Consider the following 15262-nt stretch of genomic DNA (forward strand, 5'->3'; position numbering starts at 1 on the left):
TGGGGGTTTCGAAAACAGGAGAGTGAGGGCTGTGCAAAGGTTGTATTAGTCGCTGTGCCTTGGGGGCGGAAAATTATCTGGAAAGGAGGACGATATGACAGGAGATAAAACAACATTATCAGCATCGGAAAGCCTGCGCAGCACAAGGACCTATGGCAAGGTTCGATGCCACAATCCCAGTTGTATGTGGAGACTTCAACCCGAGCCTGGCTCAGACCGTGTGAAGTGCCCCACTTGCGGAATGGAATACCGCTTGTTCTGGGTTAACCCACAGCTTCCCAGGATACGGGGGCCGGAGTGGGAGGCCAATCGAAAAATAGCCGAACAAAAGATGGCCGAGTGGGAGGCCAATCGAAAAATAGTCGAACAAAAGATGGCCGGGATTAGTACCCAAATATCCGAGAAGAACAAAAAGAAAGGAGGAAAATAGGATGGCATTAGATAGAAAAATAGCCTACATTAATCTCTCCACAGGTAAGATTGAAATCAAGCCCATCCCACTTGAAGTGAGGAAAAAGTTCCTGGGAGGCAGGGGACTTGATGCATATCTGCTTTACAACCATACGGAAAAGGGGTGCGATCCATTGGGGCCTGGTAACACCTTATTAATCGGGGCCTGGTAACACCTTATTAATCAGTGGAGGACTCCTGGTCGCAACGTGTGCTTCAGCAACTGCCAGGACCCACGTCATGGCCAAGTCTCCACTCACCAATATGATCGGAAGCACCAATATGGGCGGGTTTTTCGCACCAGAACTTGCCTGGGCCGGGTTTCATCATCTTGTTATCAAGGGCAAGGCAGCAAAGCCCGTTTACCTGTGGATTCATAACGGTGAGATTGAAATAAGGGACGCAAGCTACCTATGGGGCAAGACTACCACCGAGACCGAGTGGGCCATCAGAGAAGAACTTGGTGACGAGGAAATTAAGAGCGCTGTCATCGGGCCAGCCGGTGAGAATCTGGTAAGATTTGCCAATGTGATGACAGGTATAAAAAATTCTGGCGGCAGGACTGGCATGGGGTGTGTTATGGGCTCAAAGAACCTGAAGGCCGTAGCCGCCAGGGGAACCATGGACATTAAAATCGCACACCCCATTGATGCTCTGGAATATAACAAACAATTTATTGATCAAATCACAAGTGCCAAGGTAAACCAGACCCAGGGGGCCTTAGGGACACCGTTCATCTGGGGCGCAACCAATTCCTGGGGCGGGGTAAGAACCAGGAATTTCCAGTACAACCAGCTGGAGTACGCAGATGAAGTCGAACCTGAAAATATCGATGCGTGGTCAAAGAAGTCATGTGGCGAGTACAATATGACGGCATGTTTTGGCTGTCAGGTCCATTGCCGTGCAAAATATAAAATACCAGACACAACGTTAGCACAGAAATTCGGTTTGGTAGGAAAATACGATGAAGGTCCGGAATATACGTCTCAGGGCGCATTTTGCAGTGAGCCGGGATGTACGAAACTGGATACACTGTTGATTGGTAACCATCTCGTTAATCAGTACGGTGTTGACAACCTCGAAATCGGCAGTATCATCTCCTGGGCAATGGAACTTTACGAATTGGGAATCCTTACAAGTAAAGATACTGACGGCCTTGATTTGAAATTTGGTAATGATGAAGCACTCCTGGAGATGGTCAATCGTATTTGTTACAGAAAGGGCTGGCTTGGTGATATCCTTGCAGACGGCGGGATCCCTGCGGCTGAAAAGATAGGTAAAAATTCTTTTAACTATCTTGTTCAGGTCAAAGGTATGAACAATTTACATTCAGACGAAAGGGCGACTCCTGCATTAGCTTTAAACATTGCTACGGCCTCCAGAGGTTCTGACCACTTGAGGAGCAGGCCTGCCATTGATCTCTACCATCTCCCGCAGGATGTTATGAGAAGGATTTACAGCAGCCCTGTTCCATACGATGGGCCGTTGAGCTCCGACCAAAGGGAATATATTGGAAAGCCATGGCAGGTTTTTTGGCATGAGAACTGCTACATGGCAGTGGATTGCCTTGGCATATGCAAGTATCACACAGTATTTCTGGGAGCTACCCTTCCCAATTTTGAGGATTGGCCCAAGGCGATCTATTACAACACCGGGCTTGAAATGACCCCGAAGGAGATCTGGGATGTTGCTGAGAGATGCAACAATTTAGAGAGGCTCTTTAACCTCAGAGAAGGTCTGTCAAGAGATGACCCCAAAAAAGGTGACACACTGAGTCATCGCTATTTTGATGAACCCTGCAGGCGCGGGGCCCCCGATGTCATAGGCGCCACAATAGACAGAAAAAAATTTAAGGAAATGATCGATGAATTCTATGAGTACCATGGATGGGACAAAAACGGCGTTCCAACACCCGAGACTTTTAAAAGGCTCGGCCTGGACAACGAACCGTCCCACCTGCTTTAAACTATTCTCAGAGGAGGAAATCAATGGAGAAAGTCCTGATGATAGACTATCAAAAGTGCACTGGGTGCCGTCTATGCGAGCTTGTGTGCTCGGTAAAGCATGACATGGTCTCTAACCCTGCCAGAAGTCGCATAAAGGTAATAAAGTGGGAATCCGAAGGCCTGTATGTCCCCGTATCATGTCAACAATGTGAGGATGCGCCCTGCATGAACATTTGTCCTGTAAAGGCCGTCTTCCGTGATAAAGATACCGGTGCAGTAATGGTTAATTACAGTGTATGCATCGGTTGTCGTTCATGCATAGCTGTTTGTCCATTCGGGGCTATGAACTTCAATCCCTTGGATAAAAAGGTTTTCAAGTGTGACCTTTGCAGCGGCGATCCACAGTGTGTCAGGTTCTGTAATGTGAAGGCAGTAGATTATGTTGATGCTACAAAAGAGAGCTCGATAAAAAAGAGAGATGCTGCATTGAAAATATCACAAGCAGGAAAGCTTGGCGCAACTATACAATACGAGGGTTGACAGACACTTTTATACTTAAGACAATATAAAAACCCCTCTGCTATAACAGGAGGGGTTTTTATATCATCCTCCTGATAAAAAAACCAGAACCGCCATTGAATCACCGTCTTTTACCGGATACGCCAACTCGTTTGTACCTATACCATGTCCGTTAACAAGAACTTCCACATACCCTTTTAACGCACCGTTTTTGCCAAACATTTTCTTTTCCATGGCAGGATATCGTTTTAATATTGACTTTATACATTCACCGACAGTGTTCCCATCAACTTCTAACTGGAGTTCAATGCCGTCATTAAGGAAAGGATGAAGTGTTGCCTTTATGCTCATATATTACCTCCACTGCAAATTGGACAATTTTTCTTCTTTTCTATTTTTATCATCATAAATTCCATAGTTTCTCCGTTCACAAAAAGCTTTCTCCCTGTCAGGAGTTCTCCGAACCCCGAGAGGAGCTTTATTGCCTCCATTGTCTGTAAGGATGCAATTAAAGCGGGGATTGCTCCAAAGATAGGAAATGTTCTCTCCCGGGGAGCCCAATCCTCCTACCCCGGCTATTAAAACGTGGGTTTTTTTCAGCCTAATTTGTCCTTCTTCCCCGAAGTCAGGATAGATAATCTGCCTGCTATACCTTGTATAGTCTACTTCTATTAATGATAGGGGAGAAACAATCCTTTTTTTCATTTATGGGATTATTATTCATATTTACAATTGATTTTTTCTATCCAGAGATTCATAGGTACCGATAATTGGGTTATATATTAGCATTTCTCTCTATGATATTCAACATTGTCCTGTTTAATCTGATTATATTTCAATCACAATTAATATATAATATCTTTGCTTGAAGGAAAGAAGGTAGTGTCCAATTACCTCATCATAGACCAGTCATCAATACTGAGATATGTCTTTTACCCTCGGAATGACTATGCAGTATGCCCAAAAAATGCTTTTGATATATCCGTAACAGTTGAAGATAATGTCTCCATTTTGTGCCGTGCTTATAAAGGAGAAGACAGGTTGCCATGGATTTTATATTTCCATGGCAACGGTGAAGTGGTGAGTGACTATGATGAAATTGCACCCTTTTATACTGAGCGAGGACTCAATCTGGTTGTAGCGGATTACCGTGGTTACGGCATGAGTGAAGGGATTCCAACCCTCACAAACATTGTCAGGGATGCCCATACGATATTTAAAGGAATAAAAAAAGAGCTCACTAATAGGGGTTATAGAGATAAATTGTGGATAATGGGAAGATCCCTTGGGAGTATTTCTGCCCTCGAACTTGCTTACCATTATCAGGATAATATTATGGGACTCATAGTGGAGAGTGGTTTTCCAAGTATTGTTAATATCCTTACACATCTTGGTGTTCCGGTCTATGATACAAAATTAGACCGTCTTTATAAGGAAAGCCTGGAGATGATACAGGGGATCTTTATACCAACCCTCATTATCCATGGGGAATATGATACCCTCGTTCCCCTTAAAGAGGGTGAAGATTTATATACACATATAGGTACAGAAGAAAAACACCTCCTCATAATCCCTGGAGCTAACCACAACGATATAATGTTTATAGGGTTCAAACAGTATTTCGATGCATTAAAAAGATTTATTGAAATTACCGACAAAACTCTATACTGACTATAATCAGGATATCTACAGTATAAGGAGGCTTTTAAAAATGAAGGCAATGGTGTTAAACAAAATCTACAACCTCGAGGAAAATAAAAACCCCTTAGAACTGGTTGATTTGCCAATACCTGTTCAAGGAGAAAATGAAATCCTGGTAAAGGTTTCAGCCTGCGGGATCTGCCACACTGAATTAGATGAAATCGAAGGGAGGACTCCTCCGCCAAGATTCCCGATTATCCTCGGTCACCAGATTGTTGGAAGGGTATATAAAATAGGCAGCAAGGTAAAAAGGTTTAAAGTTGGCGATAGAATAGGAATAGCCTGGATCCATTCTGCGTGTGGAAGGTGCAAGTTCTGCATCGAAGGTAATGATAATTTATGTGACCAATTTGAGGCAACGGGCAGGGATGCACATGGAGGCTATGCTGAATATACAACAATTTCTGAAGATTTTGCCTTCAAAATACATGATACATTTTCTGATTTAGAGGCGGCCCCTCTTTTATGCGCTGGTACAATTGGTTACAGATCCCTCAGGTTAACAGGTATCAAAGACGGAGAAAATTTAGGGCTTATAGGATTTGGGGCTTCAGCACATCTTGTCATCCAAATTGCAAGATATAAATATCCAAATTCCAGATGCTTCGTTTTCGCAAGAAGCGAAGGAGAAAGGGCATTTGCAAAAACACTTGGAGCCTTCTGGACAGGCGACATTGAAGATGAACCACATGAAAAACTACACTCAGCCATTGATACGACGCCTGTCTGGAAACCAGTTATTGAGGCCCTGAAAAATTTAGAAAAAGGGGGGAGATTGGTAATCAATGCTATTCGGAAAGAAGAAGTAGATAAAACATCCCTTTTAAAACTCGACTACTCTTCCCACCTCTGGCTTGAAAAGGAGATAAAAAGCGTTGCCAACGTCGCAAGACAAGATGTCAGCGAGTTTTTAAAGTTAGCAGCTGAAATCCCCATCAAGCCGGAAATTCAGGAATACACACTTGAAGAAGCAAATAAAGCACTTGTCGAGCTTAAGAAGAGGAAAATAAGAGGCGCAAAGGTGCTAAAAATTGAGTAAAAGAAATAATAGCATTTTTAAGTTATAGTGTCATTAATTATTCTTTCCGGACAACTATAAATATTACCCCGGTTTTTCCTTAGAAATCCTATAAGCGTGAGATTCAGGGTTCTGGCCAGTTCCACTGCAAGCGAGGTTGTAGATGAGACCCCACCAAGGATCTCCACTCCCAAACGTCCTGCTTTTTGAACCATTTCATAACTAAGTCTTGAAGTCAAAATAATAATAGCTGCTTCATTGATTTTTTTGCTTAACAGTAACTTGCCAATGGTTTTATCAAGTGCGTTATGTCTTCCTATATCTTCAGATAATGATAGTAGATCACCCTTTGCGCTAAAAATGCCAGCAGCATGAGTTCCCCCGGTAACCCGAAAAACTTCCTGTTTTTCCTCCACTATCTGTTGCAGTTTGAGGATTTTAGAAAATTCAATAGTTACTCTTTTATCCGCTGACTTTAGAGCCGTGCATATATCCTCTATCATATCCTTTCCACAGATTCCGCAACTTGAGTAAGTTGTTGACCTTTTCTGTTTTAGTTTAAAAGATTCTGTATTTTTTCTTGAGGCACTCAAATACACATTAATTTTGTTACCGGAATTATCACCGCAGTAATTAACACCTGTCACATCATCCATTGAATTTATAACCCCTTCAGTAAAACACAGGCCGATAGCCAATGGCATCTCCTCCCCGGGTAACCGCATTGTTATATAATAGGGTTCATCGTCAATAAATATTTCCAGCGGTTCTTCCATCGACACATAGTCTTCTGCTCTGACGTTCTCAACTCCGGAAAATTTTACAACGGGAATTTTCACTGTATTCACTGTATGGTGCTCCGATTTTTTATTATGCTGGGTATATGTTTAGCAAAATAATCAGTATTCAATATAACATAGTTTTTGATGGATAATACAAATTACACATCATGCCTTTTTAATAGAGCACAAAAGCGCCTTTATTTCAGGGTAACCCATAATAGGCTCCCGGCAGTTTGTGTCAGTGAGCAGGTTTGCATTGGCTTCTCCAGGCCACCCGTGAGGAACTAAAACCACACCTTCTGCTACCCTCTCATCCACGTGGACTTTCATTCTAACAGTGCCCCTGTTTGTTTCAATGATAATCTCGTCCGACTCTTTTATACCATATCGGGAAGCTGTTTTTGGTCCTATCTCCGTCCTGGGTTCAGGATTTTTTGCTTGAAGCGATTTAACCCTCCTGAGCTGTCCGTGCGTATAGTAAAGGTTCCTGCTTCCAGTAGAAAGGATCAGCGGGTACTTTTTTAACAATTCCGGTGAACTAACAGGGCTTCTCTGCGGTTCAAGATATGTAGGAAGGGGGTCAAACCCCAAGCGTGCCAATGCATCACTGTATATCTCTATTTTTTTTGTCGGTGTAGAAAATACCATTCCTTCTTTCATTCCATATTGTTTCTGCTGGTAATATGCGCCTTCAGGTTTTTTAATGAGAAGTTCTTCAAATGTCAATCCTGTTGGTTCCAGCTCGTACGCAACAAGTTCTTCCTCTGATTTCCATGGAAATTTGTCTCCTATGCCCAGCCTTTTTGCAAGCTCTGTGAAGAACTTCCACTCTGACCAGCTTTCATAATATGGTTCTATAGTCTTTTTTCGAAGCATCAGATAGGGCAAACAGTGACACACATTGTATGTATATGCAACCCCCCATTTTTCAAGATGTGAACAGGCAGGAAGCACATAGTGGGCAAGTTCTCCTGTCTCTGTCATGAAGAGATCATGGACTACAAGCAACTCCAGTTTTTTAAAGGCTGATTTAAAGGCATTTGAATCAGCCATGGATATAACCGGATTTCCCCCGATGACCAAAAAGGCCTTTATTTTTTCTGGAATGTTTTCGGGAACACAGGTAACCACACCATAGGGGCTCTTTCTTCCCCATACCTCATAAAAAAGCGGATACTGGTCTGCTCCAAGAGGCTTACCCTCGACACCCAATCCCACATTGCCCAGCGGTAACCTGGGACTGATCACCCAACCACCTGGATTATTTATATTTCCTGTAATGATCTGGAGAACCGAAAAGGCACGACTGTTCTGTGTACCATTTGCTGTTTGATCCTGGGTACATGTTCCCTGATAAATTCCCGCTCCTTTTGTCTTCGCAAAAAGTCTTGCAAGCTTGCGGATGTCATGAGCAGGAACCCAGGTAATATTCTCTGCCCACTCCGGGGTATATTGCTGGACATGGGAAATCAGTATATCAAAACCAAGTGTATATTTCTCAATGAAGTCAGCATCATAAAGTTTTTCATTTATAATTACGTGTATCATTGCAAGGGCCATAGCTCCATCAGTACCAGGCCTTATTCTGAGATACATCTCGGCACGGTCTGCGAGCGGGATCCTTTTAGGGTCAATGACAATAAGCTTTGCCCCCTTTTTCAAATTCTCCTCAATGGCAAGTAGCAAAGGAAAATCAGATGCCTCCGGGTTATGACCCCAGAGGATATAGAGGCTCGAATCAAGTTCCTCTGTAGGATACTTGCCAAAGGTAATCTGTCTGGTACGAATTCTCATCCTGTAACAGATGGATTCCACTGAAAAAAAGTTAGGGGAGCCAAATGCAGCTTTAATTCTCTGTGTCAGACCAGCCATCTCCAGATTCTCGACACCTATAGACCCGCTGAAAACTCCCAATATACCTGGGCCAAACTCCTCCTTAAGCTTTAAGAGCTTATCTGCGATTTCAGTAAGGGCTTGATCCCATGTTACCCTCTTCCAGTTTTTATCTACCCTCTTCATTGGGTACTTAAGACGTTTGGGATCGTAAATATTATCAAGCATTGCCTCGCCTTTTGGGCAAAGCTTCCCTTTATTCAGTGGATGAGACGGAAGTCCTTCAACCTTTACTGCCTTGCCATCCTTAACAGTTACTATAGTTCCACAACTATGGTAACAGAGGGTACAATCTGTTAATACCTTTTTCATATTTTCAACCATACACTCCTCAGCCACTAAAATCCGGAATGATAAATTCTATGACATTCACCGTTGTGCCTCTAAATCTTGTTTACAAATAATGCAATCGGGATTTCTCTCTGCTTTTATTTCTCTGAATGTCATATCAATCCCTGAGAAAAAAAGCAACCGTCCCTTAAGAAGTTCAACATAATCTCTATCAACGAGCCTTATAAATCCAACCCCAGCAGCAACGAGATAATATGTAGAATCAGATTTGATTGCCACCTTATTCATGTCTATTAAGGTTAAACTTTGAAATTATAATTAAAATTTGCTGTATTTTTCAAGCAAAATGGGCTGACCTTTGTAATCATGAGATATAAGTTGAATATAGCGTGCTAATCCATTATAGTAAAAAATAGTTGGTAGCCCATTGCTCAAATCATAAGGGGTTTTTGATATGTTAATATGGCCTGACTGTATTCATTGTATTCTGAGGATGTCCCTGAATGCCTCTCGCATCATTATGAAAAACAAAGATCAGGTAAGACAATTCATCGAGCAAATTCTTAAATTAAAGGCCCTTAAGGGGGAAGACTGGAAGGTTACATCCCCTGAGATAATAAGAGACGTCTGGCGAATAATCAATAAGGTCTCCGGGTTTGATGACCCCTTGAAAAAAATCAAGAAGGAACAAAATGATGCAGCCCTAAAAATTTACCCCTTCGCCAAAAGGTTTATTTCAGAAAGTTATGACCCTTTCCTTGAAGCCTTAAAGTTCTCAATCGCAGGTAACTCTATAGATCTAATGACAGGTGAAACAAAAAAACCAAAAAAGGAGATTATAAAGAAACTACAGCAATTTGCAATAAAAGAGGAAAACATAAAGGGATTGAAAGAAAGATTAAACAAAACAAGGAAACTTGTGTATCTTGGAGATAACTGTGGCGAAATTGTCTTCGACAGGCTTTTTATAGAAACTATCTTGGATAATTATGATATAGAAATAACCTTTGTCACAAGAAAATTCCCGGTGCTCAATGATGCGACCTTATCCGATGCCTTGTATGTGGGCATGGATAAAGTAGTACGTGTCATTGATAATGGGATACGGGAACCACTCCCCGGCACCATGTTGAAAAAAATATCTCCTGAACTAAAAAGACTCATAGATGAATCGGACCTTGTAATCTCAAAGGGGGGAGGAAATTACGACTTGCTTACTGAAGAAAGCAGATTAAAGGGGAAAATTTCCTTTCTTGTTCAGGCGAAATGTAAACCATACACAACTATCCACAGAGTCCTGCTGGGTAGTCTTGTTGTAAAGAACCTTTCATGAGGATAATACTATAAGACTTAAATCCTTTTTAATTTTCTCAATCCTCTCAGCTCTATTTATTTTTTCAATGTTTTACCGTGTCTCTAATGCCATAATAGCTCCCGATCTTATTAAAGATTTACATCTTAATGCAGAAACCCTCGGGATTCTTGGAAGTGCTTTCTTTTACTCTTTTGCCCTGCTTCAGATTCCGATGGGTATTTTGCTTGACCGTATTGGTCCCCGGGTAGTGATAAGCCTTTTCTCTTTAGTTGGAGCAATCGGAGCCTTTATCTTTGCCCTTGCAAGTACCTTCATTATTGCCTTTCTGGGGAGGGTTCTTATTGGTATCGGAATGGCTTCTGTTTTAATGGGAACCCTGAAGATTTTTGTCCTCAGATTCTCTCCGGAAAAATTTTCAACCCTGTTTGGAATTTTCATTTCCATTGGAACATTGGGGAGCATACTTGCAACGTCTCCACTGGCATACTTGAATTCCACAATTGGCTGGAGGGCTACATTAATGTTTGCTGGGGGACTAACCTTCATACTTTCTTTTTTAATTTTCTGGGTATTGGGTAACCATATATATAGCAAGAAAAAGAAGACGCTATCCCTTTCCCAGCCAGAACAACAAATAAGTATTTTAAGGTCTATACAACTCGTTATAACAAATTTATCCTTCTGGCAGATAAGTGCAGTATCATTTTGCAATTACGGGATATTCGTTGCCCTCCAGGGGTTATGGCTCGGCCCTTATCTTATGGATATAAAAGGATTTACACCTATTCAGGCAGGCAACATATTACTGATGCTTTCAATTGGGTCTATTATAGGCGCACCAATGGCAGGATATCTATCTGACAAAATATTTGGGTCACCCAAAACCGTCCTCATGTATTCATTAAGTTTTTATGCACTGTTTCTTATCCCATTGACAGGAATATGGGGTATTGAAAGCTCAGTCTTATTCTCCACTGTTCTCTTTTGTTTAGGCTTTTTTCGGGCCTTTGGAATGCTCACTTATACCCACGTGAAAGAGTTGTTTCCACTCAGTATTTCAGGGACTGTAATAGCTTGTACCAATTTTTTTGTTATGTCCGGAGGGGCAGTTTTCATGCAGGGGCTTGGGAAAGTAATCGAGTCTTTTCCCCGCACACACGATTCTTACTCACCCCAAGCATATCACTTAGCCTTCTTTATCTGCTTTCTGGCAATGGCTGGAAGCTTAATATTCTACTTTTTTTCAAAAGAAAAAAAATAAATTACAGATGCACAGATTACTAATGATGGGGATCTAAAGCTACGAATGCGTAGAAAAAAGATTATCTTTTATCTCGACTGATTGTTTCTTTTGAGAGCAAGGCACCGAGAAGGCTCATGAGGCTCATTATAAAGAATATCCAGAAAGCAAGTTTATAGGCAGATGATGGATATACACCCTGAACCCTTCCGGCTTTATCTAAAACATAGCCGATAGCTGGCTGGAAGAGAATTCCACCAAGAAAGCTGAACGAATTAACCGCCCCCATGGAAATGCCTGCTATGTTAGCTGAAAAAAGCTCCTTTGTGGCTGTAAATCCCACACTCCCTGGGGCAGAAGAAGCAGCACCTGTTATGAAAAAGAGAAGATAAAGTGCGGGTATTGACAAAGATCCATGGAAGACAAGGAGAATAAACCAGCACAGCGAATGTACCACAGAGCTGCCTACAATGACCTGCTTTCTACTCCCAAGCATTTTATCTGAAAGATATCCGAGAAATGGACTCCCTACTATTATAGCAAGAGGAACCATGAGGAGTATATTTCCTGTTTCTATTTTTGAAAGTTTGTAGGTGTCCATAAGGTAAGGACCTGCCCAGAGCCCAAAAAAACTGAAAAGGATAGCTACCCTGAAAAAAAACCAGATAGCAAGGGGCCAAAAATACTTTTCCCGGAAAACCAATTGTATATCATCAATCAATTTTCTCTTACTAAGGGGAATGACTTTCTGTTCTTGCATATTGTGAATACCTTTCTTCTCCGGGTTATCCACGACAAGGAGCCATGTGAGAAGCGTGAGGGCTATCATGAGTAATCCGATGATTATAAAGATTTCTCTCCAGTCGAATTTTTGGGACAACATGGCAAGAGGTGTCGTACCTATAAGCCACCCTACACTTCCCACAGAGATGAATAAACCTGAGATTCGAGCATACTCCACTTTTTTGAACCATTCTGTAAAGACCTTCATTCCGCACACAAAGGTGGCAGAAGCACCAAGGCCAAGGAGAACTCTTGAAAAGGTAGCAAAACCAATTGTATGGGAGAATGCAAAAAGCATAACACCAAGGGTAGCTATCAGACCAAACAAAGTAGCTGTCTTTCTCACTCCCCACGAATCCGATAAAATACCAATCGGAATCTGCATAAAGGCATAAGGATAAAAATATGCGGAAGAAAGAACACCAAGCCCTACACCGGATATATTGAAGGCCTTAACAAGTTCGGGGGCAAGGACAGCCGGACAAATCCTATGAAAAAAAAGGAGGAGGAATTGGAGAGAAAAAATCCAGAAAATAAACCATCGGTATTGCAATGCCCTTCCCGTCCCTTCTTCCACCATTGATACTGAAACAGATTTACAGAAAAACCTCATGAATATCTGTTGCTGCAGTGTTTTTTCAGTTCTGTGTTAAAAAAAAATACAGGTTTCTCAAGGAGAAAAAACAGCATTCTTTCTCCGTAAACCCCAGATATCATTGATATGATAATCATTAATGTAAAGTGGCTCTCTGATACCCCTTTGATCATAATTATAAGGGAAAGAAAGATAGGTATTATGAAGTTCAATCCACACCATATGTGGAGAACATTAGCCCTTTTTCCCCTCATATAGCTCATCGCTTCAGAGGATGATTTCTTTAAAAACAGGATATATAAAAAAACACATAACAACTGAGTTAATATCAAAACAAAACCACACAATATATAGACAAGCCCTGTTTGTATGCCATTTACTGAAAGGGTAAAATTTAGGAAGAACGATGCAAAGGCAAACCCGTTTGCCAGATAATAGGGAAAAAACACCATGCTGTTCCATAGAGGGTGGGATGTATATCTATATGCGTACGTTGTACCAAGGAGAAGCAGAATGGCACTAAGAAATAGGAATAAACCCGAAATATGACCAAAACCATGAATATTTACCAATTCTTTTCCTATTACCAAAACCAATACAATCAAGAAAATACTACTGAATGCAATCTCAAGCGTAAGATGGGATGATGGATTCTTTAAAACCCTGTAGAATCTAAAGGGAGTGGAAAGATGGGTAAGAGAAGTAACAGTTGCCAGTACCATAGATACGAAAGCAGATACAACCAGGTAAAAACTCAGGGGGTTATCCGTTAAAAAAAGAAGAGCTGAAGCAAAAGCAAATCCTGTAGCAATCCTTGAAAAAAGCATAAATAAAACAAGAGGGGTATCTGGCTCGAATCTCTTATTTTTTCCCTCTGCAGATTCCTTTATCCTGTAAAAAACTGAACGAGAAAGACTTTCCATATACTACCTCTGCGGTCTCCCTTGTGAATCCCACTCCATCATTTCATAAAACCTGTTAAGTGTGTCCTCCCACATAGACCTATCTAAATATTTGCCTGCCATATCCCCATATTCGGTTGGCACTTCATAAACAGTATCATCAAGCGTATCATCCATTTTTGAAAAATGACCCATTTTTCTTTCCATATCAACAAGCCCTTTCGCTTTCACCTCAAGAGCCACTTCATCCCCAAAAAGGATTTTAAAACCTTCTTTTAAGTCCTCTACTGTTATCACCGGCACCCTTGAAATGGGGAGAGGACAGATACCCAACATATCTGAAAGCGTTTTGATAATGAGTATTTTCTTTAAAGAGGTGGCCCTGTTCTCTTTGTTAAATGCATCCTCCTGTGGTGCATCCATACCAATACATAACTGAAAATAATCATAATCCTGGATTGTGAAAGCGCAATAGAGGCTTAAATCAATGAGTCTTCTCGGGTCAAAAGAAAGGGGCATACCTTTTACTTTGAACGTGTTATATCTTTCTTCAATTTCTATGTTATGAATTTTTGCTATCGCATCCCTGTATTCGGTAAAAAGAATGAAGGGGTCAATACATTCCCTTCTCATCCTTATAGCTTCCATGAGAATTGTATCCAATTTTTTTTCTTTCATGTGTGCAGCGAGAAATAACACTTCTTCGAATAATGGTCCGCTCGAAGATGCAATACCGTTGATATTAGTAAATTTTCCACACCCGATAGGGCACGAGGGACACGCTTCTCTTCCTGCCTCAAAAGATTTCAGGTAAGTTTTCCCTGAAATTTCTTCCGGTATATTAGAGGGGAATCCATAGACATTTTTTTTATCCAGAAAAGCAAGGCTGCCTTTGTTCTTAATTGTCTTTACAATGTTGTCTTCAGATATTTTTCTGAATAGATGCGAAATATATCCTAAAAACTTATCCTTGGCCTCAATATTGAAACCCTTATCACCTCTTATTCCTATTGCTTTAAGGCCCTTTTCTATAAAATCTTTGCCAAATCCAAATCTATTGATAGGCCAGTTACCGGATGAAAAGAGGATGGCATGGTCTAAAAAATCAACTGGTGGATTTCCTATACTGATTGTCTCTATATCACGATCATCAAACTCTTCCCGGATGTACGTATCTGTCAAAAGAGCATTCTTATCTTTCAACACAGAAGTTTCGTGAAAAGACACCTTTTCGTTATCTATAAAAACATATAATAAACCCTTTGATTTGCCTTTTAAAACAATCTGAACAAAACCAGCCATCTTCATCGAAAGACCAAAACCACCACCAAAGCAACTTGTAACAGGATAGCCCAATTTCTTGTCATATTTACTTATATAAGAAAAAGAGGCACAGGGGAAACCACTGCCCACCAAGGGACCGGTAGAAATAACTGCAATGTCTTCATCCATACTGACGTGATTCAGATAATATAGATTCAGACCCTTACCTCCGATATATTCCTGAACTTCGTTTTCTATATTTTCAATGTAAGATTTTTTCTCTTTCATATCTAAAATCAATCTACTCCACTTGAGAGGCAAAGACATTTCTCATCCTCCAATATTCTATTTAACCTTTTAACGCCTTTTTTAAGACTTCAGAATGTGCCCTCTTCTTATTCACAGCCACTTTATATGAGGGAACAAAGCTAATTGCATTATATTTGCAAAACTTCACACATACGGGGTCTCCGCCACAGAGATCACATGTCATGGTCTTTTTTGTATCAGGGTTTATACTTGGTGCTGCAAAAGGACATGCATAAATGCATGATTTGCAACCAA

General features: G+C 41.0%; 17 protein-coding genes. 8 read left to right on the forward strand and 9 right to left on the reverse strand.

Going from position 1 to position 15262, the window contains the following annotated elements; genetic code table 11:
- Window positions 1-94: 94 nt before the first annotated feature.
- From NTU69_04810 to NTU69_04825, 4 genes are read left to right on the forward strand one after another with little or no spacing between them, the layout of a single operon-like run.
- A complete protein-coding gene (locus NTU69_04810; protein MCX5802843.1) occupies window positions 95-430 on the forward strand; it encodes a hypothetical protein in 336 nt (111 codons plus the stop codon).
- Between the two features lies 1 nt (window position 431).
- Window positions 432-623: a hypothetical protein gene (locus NTU69_04815; protein MCX5802844.1), complete on the forward strand. Its 192-nt coding sequence runs from the start codon at window positions 432-434 to the stop codon at window positions 621-623.
- A gap of 25 nt (window positions 624-648) precedes the next feature.
- Window positions 649-2415: an aldehyde ferredoxin oxidoreductase gene (locus NTU69_04820; protein MCX5802845.1), complete on the forward strand. Its 1767-nt coding sequence runs from the start codon at window positions 649-651 to the stop codon at window positions 2413-2415.
- A gap of 23 nt (window positions 2416-2438) precedes the next feature.
- Window positions 2439-2936, forward strand: a complete 498-nt coding sequence (locus NTU69_04825) for a 4Fe-4S dicluster domain-containing protein (GenBank protein MCX5802846.1) — start codon at window positions 2439-2441, stop codon at window positions 2934-2936.
- A 63-nt stretch (window positions 2937-2999) separates the two neighbouring features.
- On the opposite strand, the gene NTU69_04830 is transcribed toward NTU69_04825, so the two are convergent.
- Window positions 3000-3266 carry a MoaD/ThiS family protein gene (locus NTU69_04830; GenBank protein MCX5802847.1) on the reverse strand — a complete coding sequence of 89 codons (267 nt, stop codon included), beginning with the start codon at window positions 3264-3266 and terminating at the stop codon, window positions 3000-3002.
- Between the two features lie 3 nt (window positions 3267-3269).
- Window positions 3270-3620, reverse strand: coding sequence for a hypothetical protein (locus NTU69_04835; protein MCX5802848.1), 351 nt, complete (start codon window positions 3618-3620; stop codon window positions 3270-3272).
- A gap of 156 nt (window positions 3621-3776) precedes the next feature.
- Between NTU69_04835 and NTU69_04840 the strand changes: the two genes are divergently transcribed.
- A complete protein-coding gene (locus NTU69_04840) occupies window positions 3777-4586 on the forward strand; it encodes an alpha/beta hydrolase (GenBank protein MCX5802849.1) in 810 nt (269 codons plus the stop codon).
- A 40-nt stretch (window positions 4587-4626) separates the two neighbouring features.
- The gene (locus NTU69_04845; GenBank protein ID MCX5802850.1) at window positions 4627-5655 is read left to right on the forward strand and encodes a zinc-dependent alcohol dehydrogenase family protein; all 1029 of its coding nucleotides are present in this window, start codon (window positions 4627-4629) and stop codon (window positions 5653-5655) included.
- Window positions 5656-5672: 17 nt separating this feature from the next.
- Here NTU69_04845 and fdhD read toward each other — a convergent pair whose 3' ends face one another.
- The 3 genes from fdhD to NTU69_04860 form a co-directional block, all read right to left on the reverse strand.
- Complete coding sequence (gene fdhD / locus NTU69_04850) at window positions 5673-6482, reverse strand: formate dehydrogenase accessory sulfurtransferase FdhD (GenBank protein MCX5802851.1); 810 nt, start codon at window positions 6480-6482, stop codon at window positions 5673-5675.
- 99 nt (window positions 6483-6581) lie between these two features.
- Window positions 6582-8633, reverse strand: coding sequence for a molybdopterin-dependent oxidoreductase (locus NTU69_04855; protein ID MCX5802852.1), 2052 nt, complete (start codon window positions 8631-8633; stop codon window positions 6582-6584).
- A 45-nt stretch (window positions 8634-8678) separates the two neighbouring features.
- Entirely contained in the window at window positions 8679-8888 is a 210-nt protein-coding gene (locus NTU69_04860; GenBank protein ID MCX5802853.1) for a hypothetical protein, read from the reverse strand.
- 166 nt (window positions 8889-9054) lie between these two features.
- On the opposite strand from NTU69_04860, the gene NTU69_04865 reads away from it, so the two are divergent.
- Together NTU69_04865 and NTU69_04870 are read left to right on the forward strand one after the other, a co-directional pair.
- Window positions 9055-9933 carry an ARMT1-like domain-containing protein gene (locus tag NTU69_04865; protein ID MCX5802854.1) on the forward strand — a complete coding sequence of 293 codons (879 nt, stop codon included), beginning with the start codon at window positions 9055-9057 and terminating at the stop codon, window positions 9931-9933.
- 40 nt (window positions 9934-9973) lie between these two features.
- The gene (locus tag NTU69_04870) at window positions 9974-11176 is read left to right on the forward strand and encodes an MFS transporter (protein MCX5802855.1); all 1203 of its coding nucleotides are present in this window, start codon (window positions 9974-9976) and stop codon (window positions 11174-11176) included.
- Window positions 11177-11237: 61 nt separating this feature from the next.
- Here NTU69_04870 and NTU69_04875 read toward each other — a convergent pair whose 3' ends face one another.
- The 4 genes from NTU69_04875 to NTU69_04890 all read right to left on the reverse strand — a co-directional run.
- On the reverse strand, window positions 11238-12551 hold the full coding sequence (locus tag NTU69_04875; protein ID MCX5802856.1) for an MFS transporter: 1314 nt from the start codon (window positions 12549-12551) through the stop codon (window positions 11238-11240).
- Window positions 12548-13456, reverse strand: a complete 909-nt coding sequence (locus tag NTU69_04880) for a hypothetical protein (GenBank protein MCX5802857.1) — start codon at window positions 13454-13456, stop codon at window positions 12548-12550. Before NTU69_04880 ends, NTU69_04875 begins: the two co-directional genes overlap by 4 nt.
- A gap of 3 nt (window positions 13457-13459) precedes the next feature.
- Window positions 13460-14986, reverse strand: coding sequence for a hypothetical protein (locus NTU69_04885; protein MCX5802858.1), 1527 nt, complete (start codon window positions 14984-14986; stop codon window positions 13460-13462).
- Between the two features lie 61 nt (window positions 14987-15047).
- On the reverse strand, window positions 15048-15262 hold a 215-nt coding region (locus NTU69_04890; protein MCX5802859.1), incomplete at its 5' end, for a 4Fe-4S dicluster domain-containing protein.

The organism is Pseudomonadota bacterium, assembly GCA_026388215.1.
Taxonomy (GTDB): domain Bacteria; phylum Desulfobacterota; class Syntrophorhabdia; order Syntrophorhabdales; family Syntrophorhabdaceae; genus JAPLKF01.

Coding starts and splice junctions, on each gene's coding strand:
- NTU69_04815 (MCX5802844.1), top strand. CDS start 432: ATGGCATTAGATAGAAAAATAGCCTACATTAATCTCTCCACAGGTAAG.
- NTU69_04865 (MCX5802854.1), top strand. CDS start 9,055: ATGTTAATATGGCCTGACTGTATTCATTGTATTCTGAGGATGTCCCTG.
- NTU69_04830 (MCX5802847.1), bottom strand. CDS start 3,266: ATGAGCATAAAGGCAACACTTCATCCTTTCCTTAATGACGGCATTGAA.
- NTU69_04845 (MCX5802850.1), top strand. CDS start 4,627: ATGAAGGCAATGGTGTTAAACAAAATCTACAACCTCGAGGAAAATAAA.
- NTU69_04810 (MCX5802843.1), top strand. CDS start 95: ATGACAGGAGATAAAACAACATTATCAGCATCGGAAAGCCTGCGCAGC.
- NTU69_04880 (MCX5802857.1), bottom strand. CDS start 13,456: ATGGAAAGTCTTTCTCGTTCAGTTTTTTACAGGATAAAGGAATCTGCA.
- NTU69_04855 (MCX5802852.1), bottom strand. CDS start 8,633: ATGGTTGAAAATATGAAAAAGGTATTAACAGATTGTACCCTCTGTTAC.
- NTU69_04860 (MCX5802853.1), bottom strand. CDS start 8,888: ATGAATAAGGTGGCAATCAAATCTGATTCTACATATTATCTCGTTGCT.
- NTU69_04825 (MCX5802846.1), top strand. CDS start 2,439: ATGGAGAAAGTCCTGATGATAGACTATCAAAAGTGCACTGGGTGCCGT.
- NTU69_04885 (MCX5802858.1), bottom strand. CDS start 14,986: ATGAAAGAGAAAAAATCTTACATTGAAAATATAGAAAACGAAGTTCAG.
- NTU69_04875 (MCX5802856.1), bottom strand. CDS start 12,551: ATGAGGTTTTTCTGTAAATCTGTTTCAGTATCAATGGTGGAAGAAGGG.
- NTU69_04835 (MCX5802848.1), bottom strand. CDS start 3,620: ATGAAAAAAAGGATTGTTTCTCCCCTATCATTAATAGAAGTAGACTAT.